Here is a 21772-nt window from a genome sequence, read left to right as displayed (position 1 = left end):
AAACAAGCAGCTTGTTTAACAATATTTTCAATAATATTCAGTTTATTGAAAAAGACATTGTTAAACTACAAAAAGCGAATAGATTTTTTTATATTTGCACGCAATTTTTATATGAAAAAATTAATATATTTTATTTCATTCATCTGTATTACAACCGTTTCCAAAGCTCAAATTCATGAGATTGGTGTATTTGCTGGCGGTAGTAACTACATTGGTGATATAGGCTCTGAGCTCTATATAAATCCAACTAATTTAATGGGTGGAATTATTTATAAATACAATTTAAACCCTAGAATGGCTTTGAGAGGTACTTTTACTTACGCAAAAATATCTGCAGATGATGCAAAAGCTTCTAATATTGGCAGACAGCAACGAGGTCTTCGTTTTAGCAATACCTTAACAGAATTAGCGGCAGGTATAGAATATAGCTATTTTCCGTACAATCTCAACACCCATCACTTAACACAAACACCATACATATTACTTGAAATTGCAGCTTTAAATTTTAACAATGTAATTGGAGAAAATGGTCCATTACAATACCAATACGGTTCAAAAACTACAGTTGCAATTCCGTTTGGATTAGGATACAAATTTAAAGTTGCCCGAGGTTTTGCAATGGCATTTGAGATTAGAACAACTTACACTTTTACCGACGAATTAGATTATAACAATAGCAAAATACCTGCATTAACTTTTGGAAACCCAAATAATAACGACTGGTATACATTTACAGGAGTTTCATTTGTTTATACTTTTGGAAGACCTCCTTGCTACGCAACACCTTACTAATGAAAGATTTAACTAATCAAATAAATAAAAATACTTTACCCAACCATATTGCAATAATTATGGATGGCAACGGGCGTTGGGCAAAACAACAAAATCAACCTCGTGTATTTGGACATAAAAATGGTGTGGGTGCAGTTAGAAAATCTATTGAAGCCTGCGCTAAAATAGGTGTGAATTACTTAACACTTTATGCTTTTTCAACCGAAAATTGGAATAGACCTAAATTAGAAGTTAAAACACTCATGTCTTTATTGGTTTCATCTCTAAAAAAAGAGTTGAAAACACTTCAAAAAAACAACATCAAATTAAATACCATTGGAAACCTTGAGAATTTACCAAAAAAAGCTCAAATTGAACTTGCCGATGTAATTGAAAAAACCAAAAACAACACTGCTCTAACTTTAACCTTAGCACTAAACTATGGTTCTAGAGAAGAAATTGTTAATGTTATCAAAAATTTATCAAAAAAAGTTGTTAATAAAGAGTTGACCATTGAAGATATTGATGAAAAAATTATTAATAATCATTTATATACGTTTTCTTTGCCTGATGTTGATTTGATGATTCGCACTAGTGGCGAAAAAAGAATCAGCAATTTTTTATTATGGCAAATCGCATATGCAGAATTGTATTTTACAGATACCCTTTGGCCAGACTTTAATGAAGAAAATCTGTTTCAGGCAATTATAGATTACCAAAAAAGAGAAAGACGATTTGGAAAAACGAGTGAACAAATTGAAAAAATCAATGACTAAATTCAAAATAGCCCTCTTACTTTTATCAATTACTATTACAACCTTTACGCAAGCGCAAGAAGTAACAAATAGCAATATAAAAGAGACACAAAGAGCAACCAATACAACTGTTGCTTTAGATACAATAACACCAATAAAGGCAGTACCTGTTAATTTTACTCCTGATAGTAAATATGAAATTGGAGGCATATCGGTTGTTGGATTAAAAAAATTCGAAGAACAAACCGTAAAAGTTTTTACCGGATTAAAAGTTGGTCAACAAATTAAATTACCTGGTGACAAACTAACCAGTGCAATTAAAAAATTATACGAAACAAATCAGTTTAGCAATATTGACGTTTACGTGAGTCATATCGACGGAAATATTGCCTATTTAGAATTTGCAGTATTAGAACTACCACAATTAAACAACATTACTTTTAAAGGTATAAAAGCAAGTAAAGCTAAAGAATTACAAAAAGATGCCGAACTTAAAGTAGGTGTTATGGTTACTGACAACCTTATTGTTACTACCAAAAACTACATTACAAAAAAATACCAGGACAAAGGATTTTTAGGTACCAAAGTTACCATAGATACAAAACCTGATACCACCAATTTAAACGCGGTAAATATGCTTATTTTGGTAGATCAAGGTTCTAAAATAAAAATAAAAGACATCAATCTTTTAGGAAACAACGCATTTACAGATCAAAAAGTAAAAGCTTCATTAAAAAAGACCAAACAAAAACAATTTGGTAGACTTTGGAAAACATCAAAATATATCAATGCCGATTTTGAAGAAGATCTAAAAAAACTGATTTCAAGTTATAGTGAAAATGGTTATAGAGATGCTCGTATTTTAGAACATTCTATTGCTTGGAACGAAGATAAAACCATCAATCTTAATTTAAAACTTGAAGAAGGCAACAAATACTATCTTGGTGATATTGAATTTTTAGGAAATAGCAAATATACAGACCAACAACTTCAAGGAATGTTAGGGCTTCAAAAAGGAGATACCTACAACGGTAAACTTTTAAAAGAAAGAGTTACTGGTGATGGAACTCCAGACTCACAAGATATTGCTACTTTATACCAAGACAATGGATATTTATTTTCAAGGGTTATGCCTGTTGAAACTAAAATTAGTAACGATTCTATTAATATTGAAATTAGAATTTATGAAGATGAGCCTACTAAAATAAACAATGTTTCAATTACTGGAAACGATAAAACAAACGACCACGTAGTTTACAGAGAAATTAGAACAAGACCAGGTTATTTATACAGTAAAAGTCAAATTATTAGAACCATTCGTGAAATTGGTCAATTAGGCTTTTTTGATGCTGAAACCATAACACCAGATATTAAACCTAATTTTACCGATAAAACTGTAGATATTGACTATACCATTGCCGAGAAAGGTTCTAGCCAAATTGAACTACAAGGTGGTTACGGTGGTGGATCTTTTATAGGTACTGTTGGATTGTCGTTTAATAACTTTTCTATCCGTAACATTTTTAATGGAGAAGCGTACAAACCATTACCAATGGGAGACGGACAAGTACTTTCATTAAGATTACAAAAAAGTAGATATTACACTACAGGAAGTTTTTCATTTACAGAGCCTTGGTTGGGTGGTAAAAAACCACAATCTTTATCATTGTCTGTTTATTATTCTGCACAATACAGATACAATTATGTAACTAGAGATGTTGATAAAGATCAACACTTAAATATTGTTGGTGCTTCTGCGGGTATTGGCCGAAGATTAAAATGGCCAGATGATAACTTTTCATTAATGCAAAGTATTAGTTACCAATCTTATCGATTAAAAAATTATCCAATTTCAACCTTCAACTTTACAACTGGAGAGTCTAACAACCTTGCATACAACGTAACTTTTTCAAGAAATTCTGCGGGTCCAAACCCAATTTTCCCAAAGTCAGGATCTGAATTTGCAATTGTAGGTAAATTTACATTCCCATATTCATTGGTAAATAATAAAGACTATAGTACTTTAGATGACCAAGGTAAATACAAATGGTTAGAGTATTACAAAGCAAGTTTTAACGGAAAATGGTACACAGCTATTACAAAAAATTTGGTTTTAATGACCAATGCTGAATTTGGATTTTTAGGAAGATATAACAAAGACCTAGGTTACTCACCTTTTGAACGTTATTTTGTTGGTGGTGATGGTATGGCTTCATATCAATTAGACGGAAGAACCACTGTAGCTTTAAGAGGTTATGAAAACGGACAAATTTCATCGGTATTAGGTGGAACTATATATGACAAATTTCAAATGGAATTGCGTTATCCAATTACATTAAAACCATCTGCATCTATCTATGCTTTAACATTTTTAGAAGCAGGTAATGCCTATGACGGTTTTGAAGAATTGAATCCTTTTAACTTAAAAAGATCAGCCGGTATGGGGCTTCGCGTGTTTATGCCTGCCTTCGGATTGCTAGGAATTGACTTTGCTTATGGTTTCGATCCAATGTACGGAGGTACACAAGCTTCTGGGTGGCAAACACATTTTGTTATTGGTCAGCAATTTTAATGAAAAACAATTATATTTGTAAATATTATTAATACGGCACGATTTTTTCTAAACACTTAAGTAATGATCAAAAAAGCAATTCTATATACGTTTTTATTAACATCATTTATATTAAGCGCCCAAAAGGCACAAAGATTTGGCTATGTTGATATGCAATATGTCTTAGAAAATATTCCTGAATATAATGAGGCACAAGCTAAAATAAATGCAAAAGCCAATACTTGGAAAAATAACCTTGATGCTAAACAAAAAGAAATTGATGCATTAATTGCAGATCTAAGTAACGAAAAAGCACTTTTAACTAAAGAATTAATTGAAGATAAAGAAGAAGATATTCAAATTAAAGAATTGGAATTAAAAAAATTACAAAATGCCTATTTTGGAACAGATGGTGATTTGTTTTTTTTAAGAAGACAATTAGTTAAACCAATACAAGATTTGGTATTTAATGCAGTACAAGACATTGCTGTTAAAAGAAAATATGATTTTGTTTTTGATAAATCTACTGATTTAATAATGCTTTACACCAATAAGCAATACGATATTAGTGATTTAGTTTTAACAAATATTTCAAGAGCCCAAAAAGCTGAAGCTATAGACGAAAAAAGAAACGAACGAAATAAAGAAACAACACAATCTCCTGTATTAAGTGAAGATGCACAACAAAAAGTTGATGAAAGAGAATTAAAAAGAGCTGAATTACAATCAATTCAAGAAGAGAAAAGAGCCGAACAACTTAGAAAAAGAGAAGAGCTTATTAAAGCAAACGAAGCAAAAAGATTAGAAAGAATAAACGGAACTTCTACTAAAATTCAAAATACAACTGAAGATGTTGAAGCAAAAGTTGTAGAAGATGAAAAAGTAACTGAAGATGCTCTACAAGAAACTGAAGAACCTGAGGTTGACCCTAAAGAATTAAGAAGAATTGAATTACAAAAAAGCATTGAAGCTAAAAGAGCAGAGCAACTTAAAAAAAGAGAAGAACTTTTAAAAGCCAACGAAGCCAAAAAGCAACAACGCATAAAAGATATTGAAGACGCTAAAAAAGCAAAAGAAGAACAACAAGAAAATAATTAATTTTAAATAAGAAAAAAAAGATGAAACAATTCAAAACGTTATTATTAATCGCAGTAATTGCCTTAGGATTTAACACCGTTAATGCACAAACAAAAATTGCTCATATAAGCACCGACGAATTAATAAGTTTAATGCCAGAAACAAAAGCCTTAAATGCAGAATTAGAGAAAAAATCTAAGACTTACGAAACTGAATTAAAAGCTGAAAACGATAAATTAGAAGCTAAATTAAAAAGATACGATGCTGAAGCTGCTTCACAAACAAATGAAGTAAACCAACAAAGAATGGCTGAAGTTCAAGGTGATCAACAAAACTTACAACAAGCATCTCAAGTTGCAAGAGAAGATCTTACAAAAATGAGAAATGAAAGATTACAACCAATTTTAGACAAAGCTAAAACTGCTATTGAAGCTGTTGCTAAAGCTGGTGGATACACTTATGTTTTAGAAGCTTCTACTTTAATTGTAGCTGAAGGTCCAGACTTATTACCTCAAGTTAAAGCAAAATTAGGTATTCAATAAGAATTTCACTTTTAAAAAAAATCTCGCATTTGCGGGATTTTTTTTTATATTTATTTCAATAAATACAAAACTACACATACTTAAATGTCGTCAAAACCTATTGGATTATTTGATTCTGGTATTGGAGGAACATCCATTTGGAAAGAAGTTATAAAGCTGCTTCCAAATGAAAATACAATCTATTTAGCAGATAGTAAAAATGCGCCTTATGGAGAAAAATCTGCCGAAGAAATTCTTGCGTTAAGCATCAAAAATACAGAACTTTTAATTTCAAAAGGTTGCAAACTAATAATTGTTGCCTGTAATACTGCAACAACCAATGCAATAACGTATTTACGCACCAACTATGCCATTCCTTTTATTGGTATAGAGCCTGCAATTAAACCTGCTGCACTTTACAGCAAAACAGGCGCTATTGGTATATTGGCAACAAAAGGAACGCTTACAAGTAAACTTTTTGAAAAAACAGCCAATGAATACACAAAAACAATTACAACAATTAAACAGGATGGCGAAGGTTTGGTGCCTCTTATTGAAGCTGGAAAACTAAATTCGGATGAATTATATAAGTTGTTAGAAAATTATTTAAAACCAATGTTACAATTTAATATTGATCATTTGGTTTTAGGATGCACGCATTATCCATATTTAATTCCTCAAATTAATACTATTTTAGGTGAAGGCGTTAAAATTATAGATTCGGGTGAAGCGGTAGCAAAACAAACAAAAACAATTCTAGAAAAAAACAACTTACTCAAAACTTCATCAATAAAAAGTACACACCAATTTTATATCAACACTAAAAAAACAGTTTTAGAGGTTATATTAAACAATCCAAATAGCATTTATACAGTAAATGAATTGGATTTTTAGTGGTATAATTTCAATATCTCAAATTAAGATATCAATAATTCGGAATTAAAATCAATACTTTCTACATTTGCAAAAATCAACAACTCTTATTATGAAATCAATTCTTTACATATTTTTATTTTCAGTACTATCAATTTCTTGCAACAACAATAAAAAAGACCAAGTAATGGAACAAAACGAAAAAATAGCCAACTACAAAAATATAGAAGTTGAAATTGAAGGAATGACATGTGAAATTGGCTGTGCAAGAACTATTGAATCTAAATTATCAAAAGTTGATGGCATTACTTATTCAAAAGTAAATTTTGAAGCAAAAAAAGGACAGTTTACTTATGATAGTAATAAGATAACTTCTGAAGATATTGTTGAAAAAATTAACGGAATAGCAGGAGGAGATTTATATACCGTTATTAAAACTGTTGAAATTTCTGAAATAAAAATAGACAGTATTTTGTAAAAAACGCCGAAAACCGAAAGCAAAAGAGTAAACACCCGCATTTACAACTTCCATTTTTGTCTAAATATTTAATATTTCAACACCTTAAATTGTTAAAATATTAAATAGCGTACCAATTTTTAATAAAATTAACACCCTGCTTTGTTTGATTTAAATGATTAAATTCATATCAAATTCTCAAAAAAGAGATGTTTTACTGCGTTATTTTAAAAAATACCAACCTATTACCTCACATAATTTAAAAATTGCTTACCTACGCATTTAGACTACTCTACAAAAGCAATTTAGAACAAAAAAATATTGAAAAAATATTTGATTATTATAATTTTTTTGTCGTTAATTTGCACTTGAATAAAAATCAATCTAAAAATCATGAAACACATTAAATTATTATTAGCAGTTGCACTTGTAAGTGTATTTGTTATCTCTTGTAAAGAAACTCCAAAAGTAGAAGAAACAGCTGTTGAAGAAGTTGTTGAAGTTGTTGAAGAAGTAGCAGTAGTTGCTGATTCTACAGCTGTTGAAGCAGTAGAAGTTGCTGTTGACTCTGTTGTAGTTGCTGAGTAATTTATAAGACTCCAATTAAAAAAGAAGGCTTCAATTAAATTGAAGCCTTTTTTTATGCCTTATAGTTTCTTACTGAATATTTTAAAAACAGTAAACTAATAAAAAATAACAAACCAATTAACTGATGACTTACACCGTAAAATAAAGGAATTTTTCCTTCAACATTTAGCACAGTTAAAATTCCCAAACCTATTTGCAATAAAAGCAAAACCATAACAATATTTAACCATTTTTTAGAAACTATATTGAGGTTGTTTTTAAGTTTTATATACATAAATACAACCACAATTAATAAGATATAAGCTAACATTCTATGTGAAAACTGAATAAATGCTGGTGCAAATAAAAAGCTGTCGTAATTAATCATATTACCCCAATTCCAATTTACCGAATTTAGTAAAACTGGTGGGATAAATGCTCCATTCATATCTGGCCAACTTGGGTAATACAAACCAGCGTGCATTCCAGACATTAAACCTGCAAAAATAAGTTGAACAAAAGTAACTGCTATTGTAATAGGTATTATTTTTTTTGTACTTAAAACTATAATACTATCAAAACAATAAACATCTGCTATAGTTTTAACCATGGCCCAAATAACCAAAATAGCCAACATAAAATGAATGGTTAATTTATAAGCATTCACCCAAGGACGGTCTACTAACCCACTTTGTACCATTATCCAACCAGCAGATGCTGTTAAAATAGTTAAAAACACAACCAAAGCCAATCGTTTTACAAGGTATAAATCCATTTGTTTTTTAAAAACAAATATTATAAACGGAATTAAAAATATAAAACCCAAAGTACGCACCCAAAGTCGGTGAAAATATTCCCAAAAATAGATAAACTTAAATTCGTCTAAACTAAAAGTCGAATTGATTTTATGAAATTGAGGTGTAATTTTATATGCTTCAAAAGCTTGTAACCACTCTTCGCTGTTTAATGGTGGCACAACTCCTGTAATAATATCCCAACTAGTAATGGAGAGTCCAGACCCCGTTAACCTTGTTATTCCACCCAAAACAACCTGACCTATTAACATTATTAACCCAAGTAAAAGCCATACTCTAATTGTTGTAGTGTATTTATAATTTTTTTTTACCATATTATTTCCACTCTAATGTTTCTACCATATGCATCATATCTTTCTCTATATATTTTATTGCTGGTACAATTGAATCGTAGTTAGGCTTTACATAAAAATACAATGCTCCTGAAAGCACATAATTAAGACTATCAGTAGCACTAAACTGAATATTTGTTGCCACGTTTCCATCTACATTATACAATTTTGCAAATATTTTTTTTTGCAAATCATCGTATGGTATACTACTTATTGCATCGGCTTTTATTGTATGCTCAAAAGTAAGTTTTTCTACTTCTTTTAAAATTTCATTTAAATTACCATCAACATTTCTGTAAGTTAAATGAATGGTAGCTTTTAAAGTTGGATATTGAATTTTAGCCCAACAATTATTTTGAAAATCGATTTTGGCATATTTTGAAATTTCAAAACTATATGGACAAAAAGATGATGAAGTTACGTACTCACTTTCTGGATATCGCAATATTAAGTACGATTTTTGTTTTGGCAAAGTATCTGTATTGCAAGAAATTAACAATACTACAATTAGTAAATAAATGCCAAAATATTTCATTGTTTATATATGCCTTAATCGTTATGTATGGTTAATTTTACTTTACTAATTCGCTTTTTATCCATCACTTCAATTTTGAACGAATAATTATGAAACTTTATTATCTCGTATTTTCTTGGAAACTTCCCGTATATTTCGAGAATAAAACCAGCTATTGTTTCAGATTCACCCCTACTTTCTTCAAATAAATCTGTGCTTTCTAAATCAATAATTTTATAAAAGTCTTTTAAATTGGTTTTACCTTCAATTAAATAATTATTCTCATCAATTTTAAAATACGAAGTTGCATCATCATCAAACTCATCGTTTATATCTCCTACTATTTCTTCAATAACATCTTCCAAAGTTACAATACCACAAGTACCTCCATACTCATCAACTACAATCGCTAAATGGTTTTTCTTTTCTTGAAATTCCTTCAATAAATCATCTAACTTTTTATTTTCAGGCACAAAATAAGGCTCTCTAATTAATTCTTGCCAATTAAAATCTTCCTTATTTAAATGAGGTAGTAAATCTTTTGCATACAATACACCAACTATTTCATCAACATTTTCATGGTAAACCGGATTTCTAGAAAAACCCTTATCAACAATTTTTGAAATAACATCTAAATAAGTTTCGGTATCTGAAATAGCAAAAATATCCATTCTAGGAACCATAATTTCACTGGTTTCAGTATTGCCAAAATTTACAATTCCTTCCAATATTTTTTGCTCATCTTTTGTTGTTGTTTTATCGGAAGTCAATTCCAATGCTTGAGACAATTTTTCGACAGACAAACTTGATTTCTTTTTACCTAATTTATGTTCAATAAAAGTAGTTAAAGACAAGAGCGGCATACTTATTATAGACAGCAGTGAACTTAACACTTTTATAGGATATGCCGTATGCGAGGCAAATTTTAAAGCATTTCGTGTAGCATAAACTTTTGGTAAAACTTCACCAAATAATAGTATTAAAAAAGTAACTAAAACAACTTCAATTAAAAATTTTAACAGATCAGAAGTTATTTTACTAAAAATATTATTACCAATATATGCAAAAATTAGAACAATTAAAATATTGATAAAATTGTTGGAAATTAAGATGGTAGCTAATAATTTTTGCGGATTTTGCAACAACCCAACAACAATCTGTTGCTTATTAGACTTGGATTCTAAAGCTCTGTCTAGTTCAACTTGAGACAAAGAAAAGAAGGCAACTTCTGCACCAGAAACCAATGCCGATAGCAATAATAATAAAAAGAGTAATCCTATGCTTAACAACAGCCAAAGATGACTACTTACAGTTAAAAAAATGAATAAAAACGAGGGTTCAGGATCCAATTACTTTTAATTTAATTAAACTTAAAATGGTAAATCATCATCTTCAACAGTGGTATTATCTGTTGAAATTTCTTTTTTAGGATGTTCATCCACAGCAGTTGATGCATTTGGTTTTGGTGCATTTAACTCGTTTTTTGTAGTTAAAAATGTCATATCAACTACATGAATTTCGGTCATATACTTATTTGCCCCATCATCGCCTGTCCACTGACGTGTTTTTATACGTCCTTCACAATACACTTTATCACCTTTACTTAAATATTTTTCGCAAATTTCAGCCAGTTTATTTCTAACAACAATATTATGCCACTCAGTTGTTGTAACTCTTTCTCCTGTTTGTTTGTTGGTAAAAACTTCGTTTGTAGCTAAAGGAAAACGACCAATTGAATTGCCACCATCAAAATAGTGCATTTTCACCTGGTCACCCAAATGTCCAATTAAAATTACTTTATTTACAGTACCAGCCATTTTTGCTTCTATTTAATTTTCAAAAATACTAAAAAATTTAGTTTGTTTTATATGCTAACAAAAAATTATGCACCAATGTTGAAACAGGAAAGGCTTCAATTTCACTCCAATTTACCTTAAAATCAGCAGTATCTTCAGTCTCAACTATCCAAAATTTTGTATAGATATGTTGATGTGTTAGCTTATGCACAAGCACATTTTTGTTAAAAAGGTTTACTGATGTTGAAACATTTTTAAATAATTCTTCAAATTTTGAATTTTCAATTAAAACTTGTTCATCTATTTCAAATGAAGTTTCAATCAAAGGAAATTCATATAAATTCATCCAAATTCCTTTAGTTCGTTTTACTATTTTTGTTTTATTTGAAGGCGTTTGAATAACCAAATAATTAAAATAACGTTTTTTTATTTTAAGCTTATTTTCTTTAACAGGTAATTCTTTCACCCTATTTGAAGACAATGCAATGCAGCTTGCGTTTAACGGACAAATTTCACAATCGGGATTTTGAGGTTTACACATTCGGGCACCAAACTCCATAATAGCCTGGTTGTGGGTTCCTGGATTTTGAAAATCAATTAATTCTTGAGCAAGTTTTTTAAACTCTTTAATACCGTTAGCTATATTAATAGGTATAGCAATTCCAAAATAACGTGCAAGCACCCTATAAACATTGCCGTCTACCACAGCTGTAGGTTCATTAAAACAAATAGATGCAACAGCCGATGCTGTATAATCACCTACTCCTTTTAATTTAAGCAAATCGTTGTATGTATTTGGAAAATTACCATTCAATTGGTTTACAATATATTTTGCTGAAAAATGCAAGTTTCTTGCACGCGAATAATAACCTAAGCCCTGCCACAGTTTTAACACCTCTTCTTCTGAAGCAAAAGCTAAGTCTTGAACAGTTGGAAAATGAGCAATAAATTTCAAGTAATAAGCCATTCCTTGGTCAACTCTTGTTTGTTGCAAAATAATTTCAGACAGCCAAATATAATAAGGATTGCCAGTGTTTCGCCAAGGCAAATCTCTTTTGTTGCGTAAGTACCAGTATACTAGTGAATTAGAAAAAACCATTTCTTTTATTGTAAAATACAATGATACATCTTTTAAATGATTAAATTTTAATGAATTAACTTTTTGATTTTGATTTATATATCTTATATTTGCCGTCTTAAATTTATAATAACATATTTAACAATAATAGAAATGACGAAAGCAGAAATCGTATCAAATATTTCAGATAAATCTGGAATAGAAAAAGCAGATGTTTTAACAGCTGTAGAAGCGTTTATGGAAGAGGTAAAAAACTCATTAGAACAAGGGGATAATGTTTACTTAAGAGGTTTTGGTAGTTTTATCATTAAAACACGTGCTGAAAAAACTGGAAGAAACATTTCAAAAAACACTACAATTAAAATACCTGCACACAACATTCCTGCATTTAAACCAGCAAAAGTATTTGTTGAAGGAGTTAAAGGTAAAGTTACAGTATAAGTAGATAACGACGATTATTAATATAAAACAACATTTATTATGCCAAGTGGTAAAAAAAGAAAAAGGTCAAAGATCTCAACTCACAAACGTAAAAAAAGAGCGAGAGCTAACAGACACAAAAAGAAAAAGTAAGCTAAGCTTACTTTTTCTTTAAATTAAAAGTTCATTGAAATAGGTATTTGCTTTTTTAGCAAGTATCGTTGGGTAAAACCTGTAAAACTTATTATAAATAGTTCAAATATTACATTTGAACACAAAACCAATTCAGAGTGAAAACAGAATTAATTATTAGATCGAACTCCTCTGATATTGATTTTGCCTTATTAAAAGATGGCAGATTAACGGCATTAAACAACGAATCAAATGAAAACAAATTCTCTGTAGGAGATATTTTTTTAGCTAAATCGGGCAAAGTATTGTCTGGTTTAAACGCTGCATTTGTTAACGTTGGATTTCCTAAAGATGGTTTTTTACACTATCACGATTTAGGCGCACAATTAAATTCTTTAAATAAATTTATTAAAGGCATTATTTCAGGTAAAATTAAAGATTACACTTTAAAAAATTTTCATTTAGAAAAAGACATCGACAAAGCTGGTAGCATTGCTGATGTTTTAAAATCAGGTCAAAATTTATTAGTACAAATTGTAAAAGAACCTATCTCTACCAAAGGTCCTCGAATGAGTTCCGAAATTTCAATTGCAGGTAGATATCTTGTTTTGGTTCCTTTTTCAGACAGGGTTTCTGTATCTCAAAAAATTATGGATCCAGAAGAAAAAGAACGATTAAAAAGACTTATAAAAAGTATAAAACCTAAAGGTTTTGGTGTTATTGTTAGAACTGTTGCTGAAAACAAAAAAGTAGCAGATTTAGACAAAGACTTACAAAATTCTTTAGAAAGGTGGATTGCAATGTGCAAAAAAATAAGAACTATTAAAGCACAACAAACACCCGTAAAAGTATTAAGCGAGTTAAATAGAGCCTCTTCAATTTTAAGAGATTTGTTTAACGATTCTTTTACAAGTATTGTAACTAATGATGAAACTATGTTTATAGAAACTAAAGAGTACTTACAAGAAATTGCTCCTGAAAAGGAGTCCATTGTACAATTATACGATTCTAAAGTACCCGTTTTTGAAAAATACGGTATTGAACGCCAATTAAAAACATCTTTTGGCCGTACAGTTTCTATGAGTAAAGGTGCGTATTTGGTAATTGAACATACTGAAGCGCTTCATGTAATTGATGTAAATAGTGGTAACCGTTCTAATAAAGCAAGTTCGCAAGCAGATACGGCACTTGAAGTTAATTTAATTGCAGCATCAGAAATTGCTAGACAATTACAATTACGTGATATGGGAGGAATTATTGTAGTTGATTTTATTGACATGCACACGCCTGAACATAGACAAAAACTCTATGATCACTTAAAGGCCGAAATGGCATTTGATAGAACAAAACACAAAATATTGCCTCCAAGTAAATTTGGACTTGTACAAATTACAAGACAACGTGTTAGACCTGAACTGGTTATAAAAACACAAGAACCTAACCCTAGTGGAGAAGGCGAAGTTGAAGCTCCAATTGTTTTAATTGACAAAATTGAGGCCGAACTTGACAAACTTATTATTTTAAAGGATCATAAAAAGATTATTCTAAATACGCATCCTTTTATTGCTGCCTACTTAAAAAAAGGCATTCCATCTATTCAACAAAGATGGTTTATTAAATACAAAAAGTGGATTAAAATTTTACCAAGAGATGCTTATCAATATTTAAGATTCGATTTCACCAATAATGCCGGTGTAATTCTTGAATAAGGTAATCAACAATATCTATAAAAGTCCTGTAGCAATACAGGGCTTTTTTAAAACCAATACCCAACATTAAAATACCAATAATTACCTTTATTATCTGGCGACCAAGCATAATTTACTTCTATAGGTCCAATAAATGTTTCCAACCCATAACCTACCATATAACCCGATAACGTGTTTTCAAAAATCTTTCCATCATTTAACAATTTATCTCCCACCCTTGCGTAATTTGCTGTTAATGAAAAATAATTTTTCTTAATAAACTCGTATCTAGCTGTTAAACCCGATTTTAAAAATTCATCTCCAGCCAATTCTGCAAAATCATAACCATAAAACGGCACAAAATTAGTAATGTAATTTTTTCCATAACCACCCACATTAAATGCAATAGCTCTATTATTATTACGACCAATTGTAAGACCCGCTTCAGAAAAAAATTGAAATGTCAATTTTTCAAAAAAAGTAGTTGCAATACCAAAGTTTGCTTTTAATTGAGAAAATGGTGAAAAATCATCCGTATAATCTGATGATGCTGCATAATACAAAAACCCTGCATCCAAAAACATACCTTCTTTAGGAAAAGAACTTTTATCGTAAGTATCTAACTTTAAATACCCAAATAAGTTAAAATAATTTGATTTATCAAAATACAATTTACCATTTTCAATTTTGTACAATGAATCATCTAAGCTAACCAGATTTTCTGTTGAAGCCGATACCCGCTTATACTCTATACCTGCACCAATAGCAAATTTTCGATTAAAAACAGTTTGCATATATGCCTGATTGCTAAAATGTTCATAACTCAAATTAATTTTATTGATTAAATTGTCTTCAAACTTTACATTTTCATTAAAGTTATTGTATCTAAATTTTAACCCAAGACTCCAATAAAAACCATTATCTACAAAATAATTGATACTGTATCTTAAATTGTCACCTAATATTAAATCGGCTGAAAATATATCGTTATTAAATAACATATGTTTTGAAGTAAAGTTTATCAACACACCTGTTTTATACAAATCATCATAATGAATTCCAAACTTTAAATAATTTAAAACCTCTGTCTCTTTTACTTTAATTTTAAGCACACTCCCTTTTTCGGTTTCATCAATTTCATATTGAACAATTTCAAAATTACCCGTGGCCGATAAATTGTTTATACTTTGCACAAATTGGCTGTAACTTGTTGAATCTTGATTTTTCCAGTTTAATTTCCCTAAAATATAAGCTCTTGTGTAATTTTTATTTCCAGTAATTTCAATTGAAGAAATATGAAATATTTTATCTTTTGAAGGGTTTACTTTTATTGATTGTTTTTTTATTTGACATTTTGCAATCTCTTCCAACTGCTTAAAATTTGCTCTTCCTGCAGAATCTCCAGCTTTTAAAATTTCATCAACTTTATCAAAAGAAAGCACCGAATAATTTTCTAAATCTGGTTTTATCAATATATCAACAAGCTCATATTTACTTTCCAAAGAATTATACATTTGAAAACCAACTATTTGATTTAAAATTTTTACTGCTGAATTTAATTCTTTTTTATCGCTTAGCCCATGCTGAATATCTACACCAATAATAACATTTGGCCCCATAGCTTTTACCTCTTCAACCGGAAAATTATTTACCACTCCACCATCTGTTAAAAGTTTACCATCTATTTCAACAGGTCCTAGTAAAGTTGGAAACGAACCACTTGCTTTAATAGCCAATGGCAAAAAACCTTCTGTTAAAACTTCTTGAGTACCTGTTTCTAAATTGGTAGCAATACATAAAAAAGGAATAGGAAGTTTACTAAAATCATGAATACCATTTACATTTTGAGTGAGCTCGGTTAATAAATTAAGTACGTTTTGACCTTCGGAAATTGCTTTAGGTATACCCACATTTCTTTGTCTAATTGGCAATGTTAGCGCATACTTTTCACCATCATCTTTTTCGTAAAATGGTTTAGACTTACGAGGTAATTCATTTGATAAAATTTTATTAAAATCTACGCTTCTAACAATAGAATCAAGCTGATCTGCACTGTATCCTGAAGCGTATAAAGCACCAACAATAGCACCCATACTTGTACCACCTATATAATCTACTCTTACACCTGCTTCTTCTAAAACTTTTAAAACAGATATATGTGCAAATCCTTTTGCACCTCCTCCACTAAGCACCAAACCAACCTTAATATCCTTCTCGTCACAAGCCTTTTGCGAAAACAAGACACTACTTGTAAAAAGTAATATTATGATGGTTAGAAGCTTTTTCATGAATATTTATTTTTTTGAAAATAACCGTAAACTTTAGTGGCTCTAGCATTTCCAATCAGTTTTTCTAAATCTTCAAATGAAGCTTCAGAAACCCTTTTTGTGGACTTAAAATGTTTTAATAAAGATACAACAGTTTGTTTACCAATACCAGAAATTTCTTCTAATTGATTGTTTAATGCACTTTTACTACGCTTGTTTCTGTGGTGTGTAATTCCAAAACGATGTGCCTCGTTTCTTAATTGTTGAATAATTTTAAGCGTTTCTGATTTTTTATCTAAATACAACGGTACTGGATCATCAGGATAATAAATTTCTTCCAAACGTTTGGCAATACCTATAATTGCTATTTTATGACGCAAACCTAAAATATCCAAACTTTTTAAAGCCGAAGACAATTGCCCTTTTCCACCATCAATTACAATCAATTGAGGTAAATCCATACCTTCATCTAACAATCGCTTATAACGTCTAAAAACCACTTCTTCCATAGAAGCAAAATCATCGGGACCTTCAACAGTTTTAATGTTGAAATTTCTATATTCTTTCTTATCAGGCTTTCCGTTTTTAAATACAACACAGGCTGCTACTGGATTAGTACCTTGGATATTTGAATTATCAAAACACTCAATATGACGTGGCTGTTTAGACAAACGCAAATCTTGTTGCATTTGCTCCATAATTCGGTTTACATGTCTGTCTGGGTCAACAATTTTAATTTGTTTTAACTTGTCTTGTCTAAAGTATTTGGCATTTCTAATACTCAATTCTACAATGCGTAGTTTATCACCCAATTTAGGCACAGTAACTTTAATATTTTCACCCAAATCAACATCAAAAGGCACATAAATTTCTTTAGATTGCGAGTTAAATCGCTGCCTAATTTCAACTATAGAAAGCTCTAATAATTCCTTATCAGTTTCATCTAATTTTTTCTTTATTTCTGAAGTATGCGACTGAATAATTGCACCATTCACTATTTTAAAAAAATTGACATAACTATAACTTTCATCTGAAACTATTGAAAATACATCGACATTTGTTATAGACGGATTTACAACCGTTGATTTTGCCTGATAATTGGCTAATAAATCAATTTTTTCTTTAATCTTTTGCGCTTCTTCAAACTCCATTTCATCAGCAAAACGCATCATTAATTCTTCAAAAGTTTTTATAGCTTCTTTAAAATTTCCCTTAACAATATTCCTAATTGCTGTAATATCTAATTGATAATCTTCTTCTGTTTGCAAACCTTCACAAGGGCCTTTACAATTGCCAATATGATAGTCTAAACACACACTATACTTACCCGTAGCAATGTTTTTTTCACTTAAATCAAAATTACACGAACGCAATAAATACAACTCTTTTATTAAATCTAACAAAGCTTTTGCAGTTTTAACAGAAGTATAAGGCCCAAAATATTCCGAACCATCTTTTATCACATTTCGAGTTAAAAATAAGCGCGGAAAACGTTCGTTTTTAATACAAATCCAGGGGTACGTTTTATCGTCTTTCAACATTACATTGTAACGTGGCTGGTATTTTTTTATCAAATTATTCTCCAACAACAGCGCATCAGTTTCCGTATTTACCACAATGTGTTTGATACTGGCAATTTTTTTAACCAATACTTTTGTTTTACCATACTCATGATTTTTGGTAAAATAAGAAGCAACTCTTTTTTTAATATTTTTGGCTTTACCAACATACAAAAGCTGATCGTTTTTATCGTAATACTGATAAACCCCAGGCTGATTTGGCAATGTTTTTATTTGAATTTCTAACTCCAAGATATTGCAATTTTAAAATTTAAAAATACTCATTTTTTATTGAACTTACTTTTCAAAATAAATCAGTCTATTTAAAACATATTTAATAACAAAAAATACGTACTTTTACGAAAAATACAAAAAACACCTCTTTAAAGAGCTGTTTTTAAACATACAACAAAATAATACCAATGAAATACTGGAAAAAATTATCGAAATCCCAATTGATAAAAAAAATTGACACTGCCTTAGAGTCAACAGCAAACTTTGAAAGCAGCAAATTTTTAGGATACCCTGTTTCACATTTAGATGAAAATGTTTTTAATACTAGCGGAACATCTTTAGACAATGCCCCTATTTTAAAATCGTTTATTGCAAATCCAAATAATATTGGCTGCCATACTTTAGGAAAAAGCGAAGAAGCTTTTAAAGGTTCACAAGAATTGGAAAAAGAAGTGGTTCGCGTATTGGCTGTTGATATTTTTAAAGCTAAAGAAGAAGAATATGATGGTTATATAGCTACCGGTGGAACTGAAGCCAATATTCAAGCACTTTGGATTTATAGAAATTTGTTCAAAAAACAGTTCAATGCATCTTTAAATGAAATGGTTATTTTGTCATCAGAAGATACACATTACTCAGTTTATAAAGGTTCAAATTTATTAAGTGTAGAAAACGTTTCAATTCCTGTTGATTTTAATTCGAGAGAAATTATTCCTTCAGCATTAGATAGCATTGTTGGTAAATTAGTTTCCGAAGGAAAAAAATACTTTATGGTAATTTCAAATATGGCAACTACTATGTTTGGATCGGTTGATAATCCAGATTTGTATGCTGAAATTCTAACAAAACATAACGTTACTTTTAAAATTCACGTGGATGGTGCTTTTGGCGGATTTATTTACCCAATTACCAACAAACAATCTAGCATTAATTTTGAAAACCCAAATGTAACTTCTATAACTATTGATGCACATAAAATGCTGCAAGCACCTTACGGAACGGGTGTGTTTTTATGCCGAAAAGGATATATTGAAAATGTATTAACTAAGGAAGCTCAATATGTTGACGGAATGGATTTAACCCTCTCTGGAAGCCGATCAGGTGCAAATGCCATTGCCGTTTGGATGATTTTATTTAGCTACGGATATTATGGTTGGTTCGAAAAAATAAACACTTTAATACTAAGAACCGAGTGGCTTTGTGAACAATTAAACGCTTTAAATATTGCGTATTTTAGAGACCCTTTTATGAATATTGTAACCTTAAAATCTAGCTATGTCCCTAAAGAATTAGCACATCAGTTTGGATTGGTTCCTGACACTCATGACAACAACCCTAACTGGTATAAAGTTATAATGATGGAACATGTTGAAATTGACGATTTGTTAAAATTTGTAGAAGCCTTAGAAGAAAATTCTATTTTAAATCCTTCCCAAAGGGAAGGACTTTAATGTTATAGCTACAAATTTCGCCCTAAAAGCGCACTATTCTTTAATCAAAATATTATTAGATCTATCAACATCAGCCATTAAACCTGAAGAATCAATTTCGACTTTTGTAATTTCTTTCTCAGCTTCAAAAGTATAGGTTGGGTGCGCCCAAGTCCAATCTTTTAAAATAGTTGCTTTTGTTGGCTTATTCACACGCATCATTCGCAAAGGAATGTAAAAATTTTCAGTACTACCATCGGCATAAGTTACTGTAACATCTATAGGCATAGGCATTTTACCTACTCTTGCCAATGTTATTGACTTCCCTTCTACCTTTGCAACCGCATAATCAATAGTATGCGTAGTTTCAGTCCATTCATTTAAATACCAATCTAAATGAATTCCAGAAACTTTTTCAGCAACACGTTTAAAATCATTGGGAGTTGGGTGTGTAAATTTAAAATCGTTATAATATTTTTTCAATGTTTCTTTTACATTATCATAACCTATAATATAATTCAATTGCGACACAAAAATTGAGCCCTTTGTGTAGCTTCCAATTCCAAAAGCTGCATTGGTATTAAACCTATCCGAATGTGTGGTTAAAGGTTCTTCAAAGCCATTGTTAACCGCATAAAAATAACCTCTGTAGCCTTTTGCGTTTGGAATATCAGAACCACCTTTTAAAATTTTATCAGAAGCTAAAGTTGAAATATAAGTTGTAAAACCCTCGTCCATCCAAGAATTTTTACTTTCATTGGTTGCTAAAATTTGCTGAAACCAGGTATGAGCCAATTCATGAAAAACAGTTCCTGCAATTTCATTCAAAGTTTTTCCGCCAGCAACCAGTGTACACATAGCATATTCCATACCACCATCACCACCTTGTATTACAGAATATTGTTCCCACGGATAAGCCCCAATTGACTCAACAAAATAATCCAAGGCTTTTTCGGTTAAAGGTTGAACTTCTTTCCAAGCTTTTTTATATGTGTCGGTATTTTTATACAAAAAATGAAGTTCAGTTCCGCTAGCTGTTTTTAAAATATCATGCGCATAATTTGGGTCGGCTGCCCAAGTAAAGTCGTGCACCATTTTTGCTTTAAAATGCCAAGTTAAATTTTTACCTTTTGGAAGGTTCAGTTTTATAGATTTATCCTCATATCCATGACCAATTTCTTGTGGATTTTGTAAAACTCCAGTACCTCCAATGGTATATTTTTTATCTATGGTAATAGCTACATCAAAATTACCCCAAACCCCTTGAAATTCGCGTGCAATATATGGATGATCGTGCCAACCTTCAAAATCATATTCTGCCATTTTTGGGTACCATTGCGCCATAGACAATGCCACACCATCTTCATTATTTCTACCTGCTCTTCTTATATGAACAGGAACCTGACCTTCAAAAGTCATTTCAAAAGTAGTAGTTTCACCTGGCTTAATTGCAGTATCCAATTCAACTTCAAGTATGGTTCCTTCTGTTGAATATTTTAACGCTATTCCGTTTTGTTTTAACGAAATCACCTTTAAATAACCAATTTCATCTGGTTTTAAAAGTGCTATTCTACTTTGGTATCTTGGATTTTCTTTAGTTCCAATATTATTCACCATTCTATAATCTGGATCAACAATACTTTGAAGTCTTGCATCCATTTCGCTACCAGGTTGAAAAGCATTAAAATACAAATGATAATAAACATGATTTAAAACATCGGGTGAATTATTTGTGTAAATTAATTTTTGAGTTCCTGTATATTGATAATTATTAACATCCATATCAATTTTCATGGTATAGTCAACATGCTGTTGCCAATACGAAGTATTATTTTGAGCATGAATAAAGAGTGTGTTTGCTAAAAAAAGCAATAAAAAGAATTTTCTCATGAGTTGAATTTAATTTGAAAAGCAATATAAACAAAAAAAGCTGTT

19 protein-coding genes are annotated in these 21772 nt (G+C 30.4%); 11 read left to right on the top strand and 8 right to left on the bottom strand.

The genetic code is table 11. From position 1 onward, the window contains the following. The first annotated feature begins 111 nt into the window (after positions 1–111). From EC396_RS14895 to EC396_RS14860, 8 genes are all read left to right on the top strand, one after another. On the top strand, positions 112–792 hold the full coding sequence (locus tag EC396_RS14895; RefSeq protein ID WP_129367516.1) for a DUF6089 family protein: 681 nt from the start codon (positions 112–114) through the stop codon (positions 790–792). Beyond that, the gene (locus EC396_RS14890; protein WP_129367514.1) at positions 792–1547 is read left to right on the top strand and encodes an isoprenyl transferase; all 756 of its coding nucleotides are present in this window, start codon (positions 792–794) and stop codon (positions 1545–1547) included. The genes EC396_RS14895 and EC396_RS14890 overlap by 1 nt, the downstream gene beginning before the upstream one ends. Continuing rightward, positions 1540–4098, top strand: a complete 2559-nt coding sequence (gene bamA, locus EC396_RS14885) for an outer membrane protein assembly factor BamA (RefSeq protein ID WP_129367512.1) — start codon at positions 1540–1542, stop codon at positions 4096–4098. The genes EC396_RS14890 and bamA overlap by 8 nt, the downstream gene beginning before the upstream one ends. A 63-nt stretch (positions 4099–4161) precedes the next feature. Continuing rightward, entirely contained in the window at positions 4162–5175 is a 1014-nt protein-coding gene (locus EC396_RS14880) for an OmpH family outer membrane protein (RefSeq protein WP_129367510.1), read from the top strand. A 20-nt stretch (positions 5176–5195) separates the two neighbouring features. Beyond that, complete coding sequence (locus EC396_RS14875; RefSeq protein ID WP_129367508.1) at positions 5196–5696, top strand: OmpH family outer membrane protein; 501 nt, start codon at positions 5196–5198, stop codon at positions 5694–5696. Positions 5697–5780: 84 nt separating this feature from the next. Further along, positions 5781–6569 carry a glutamate racemase gene (gene murI, locus EC396_RS14870; RefSeq protein WP_129367506.1) on the top strand — a complete coding sequence of 263 codons (789 nt, stop codon included), beginning with the start codon at positions 5781–5783 and terminating at the stop codon, positions 6567–6569. Between the two features lie 91 nt (positions 6570–6660). Then, positions 6661–7026 carry a heavy-metal-associated domain-containing protein gene (locus EC396_RS14865; protein WP_129367504.1) on the top strand — a complete coding sequence of 122 codons (366 nt, stop codon included), beginning with the start codon at positions 6661–6663 and terminating at the stop codon, positions 7024–7026. Between the two features lie 372 nt (positions 7027–7398). Next, a complete protein-coding gene (locus EC396_RS14860) occupies positions 7399–7593 on the top strand; it encodes a hypothetical protein (RefSeq protein WP_129367502.1) in 195 nt (64 codons plus the stop codon). A gap of 52 nt (positions 7594–7645) precedes the next feature. Here EC396_RS14860 and EC396_RS14855 read toward each other — a convergent pair whose 3' ends face one another. Genes EC396_RS14855 through mutY form a run of 5 tightly spaced genes read right to left on the bottom strand, consistent with a single transcriptional unit; the run spans position 7646 to position 12128 of the window. Further along, positions 7646–8701, bottom strand: coding sequence for a COX15/CtaA family protein (locus EC396_RS14855; protein ID WP_129367500.1), 1056 nt, complete (start codon positions 8699–8701; stop codon positions 7646–7648). A 1-nt stretch (position 8702) separates the two neighbouring features. Next, positions 8703–9254: a gliding motility lipoprotein GldD gene (gene gldD / locus EC396_RS14850; RefSeq protein WP_129367498.1), complete on the bottom strand. Its 552-nt coding sequence runs from the start codon at positions 9252–9254 to the stop codon at positions 8703–8705. Between the two features lie 14 nt (positions 9255–9268). Beyond that, positions 9269–10582 carry a gliding motility-associated protein GldE gene (gene gldE, locus EC396_RS14845; RefSeq protein WP_129367496.1) on the bottom strand — a complete coding sequence of 438 codons (1314 nt, stop codon included), beginning with the start codon at positions 10580–10582 and terminating at the stop codon, positions 9269–9271. A gap of 21 nt (positions 10583–10603) precedes the next feature. Next, a complete protein-coding gene (locus tag EC396_RS14840; RefSeq protein WP_129367494.1) occupies positions 10604–11050 on the bottom strand; it encodes a single-stranded DNA-binding protein in 447 nt (148 codons plus the stop codon). Positions 11051–11087: 37 nt separating this feature from the next. After that, positions 11088–12128 carry an A/G-specific adenine glycosylase gene (mutY, locus tag EC396_RS14835; protein ID WP_129367592.1) on the bottom strand — a complete coding sequence of 347 codons (1041 nt, stop codon included), beginning with the start codon at positions 12126–12128 and terminating at the stop codon, positions 11088–11090. Between the two features lie 132 nt (positions 12129–12260). Here mutY and EC396_RS14830 point away from each other — a divergent pair, with 132 nt between their 5' ends. After that, complete coding sequence (locus EC396_RS14830) at positions 12261–12548, top strand: HU family DNA-binding protein (RefSeq protein WP_129367492.1); 288 nt, start codon at positions 12261–12263, stop codon at positions 12546–12548. Positions 12549–12817: 269 nt separating this feature from the next. Next, positions 12818–14368: a ribonuclease E/G gene (locus tag EC396_RS14825; protein ID WP_129367490.1), complete on the top strand. Its 1551-nt coding sequence runs from the start codon at positions 12818–12820 to the stop codon at positions 14366–14368. A 47-nt stretch (positions 14369–14415) separates the two neighbouring features. Here EC396_RS14825 and EC396_RS14820 read toward each other — a convergent pair whose 3' ends face one another. After that, entirely contained in the window at positions 14416–16635 is a 2220-nt protein-coding gene (locus tag EC396_RS14820; protein ID WP_129367488.1) for a patatin-like phospholipase family protein, read from the bottom strand. Further along, the gene (gene uvrC / locus EC396_RS14815; RefSeq protein WP_370276517.1) at positions 16632–18425 is read right to left on the bottom strand and encodes an excinuclease ABC subunit UvrC; all 1794 of its coding nucleotides are present in this window, start codon (positions 18423–18425) and stop codon (positions 16632–16634) included. Before uvrC ends, EC396_RS14820 begins: the two co-directional genes overlap by 4 nt. Positions 18426–18595: 170 nt before the next feature. On the opposite strand from uvrC, the gene EC396_RS14810 reads away from it, so the two are divergent. Continuing rightward, positions 18596–19858 carry a pyridoxal-dependent decarboxylase gene (locus EC396_RS14810; RefSeq protein WP_129367484.1) on the top strand — a complete coding sequence of 421 codons (1263 nt, stop codon included), beginning with the start codon at positions 18596–18598 and terminating at the stop codon, positions 19856–19858. Positions 19859–19891: 33 nt separating this feature from the next. Here EC396_RS14810 and EC396_RS14805 read toward each other — a convergent pair whose 3' ends face one another. After that, positions 19892–21727 carry a M1 family metallopeptidase gene (locus tag EC396_RS14805; protein WP_129367482.1) on the bottom strand — a complete coding sequence of 612 codons (1836 nt, stop codon included), beginning with the start codon at positions 21725–21727 and terminating at the stop codon, positions 19892–19894. Positions 21728–21772 lie beyond the last annotated feature (45 nt).

It is taken from the genome of Lutibacter sp. HS1-25 (assembly GCF_004121075.1).
Taxonomy (GTDB): domain Bacteria; phylum Bacteroidota; class Bacteroidia; order Flavobacteriales; family Flavobacteriaceae; genus Lutibacter.
The sequence above is the reverse complement of the archived record's forward strand: the minus strand, read 5'-3'. Positions and strand labels throughout refer to the sequence as shown.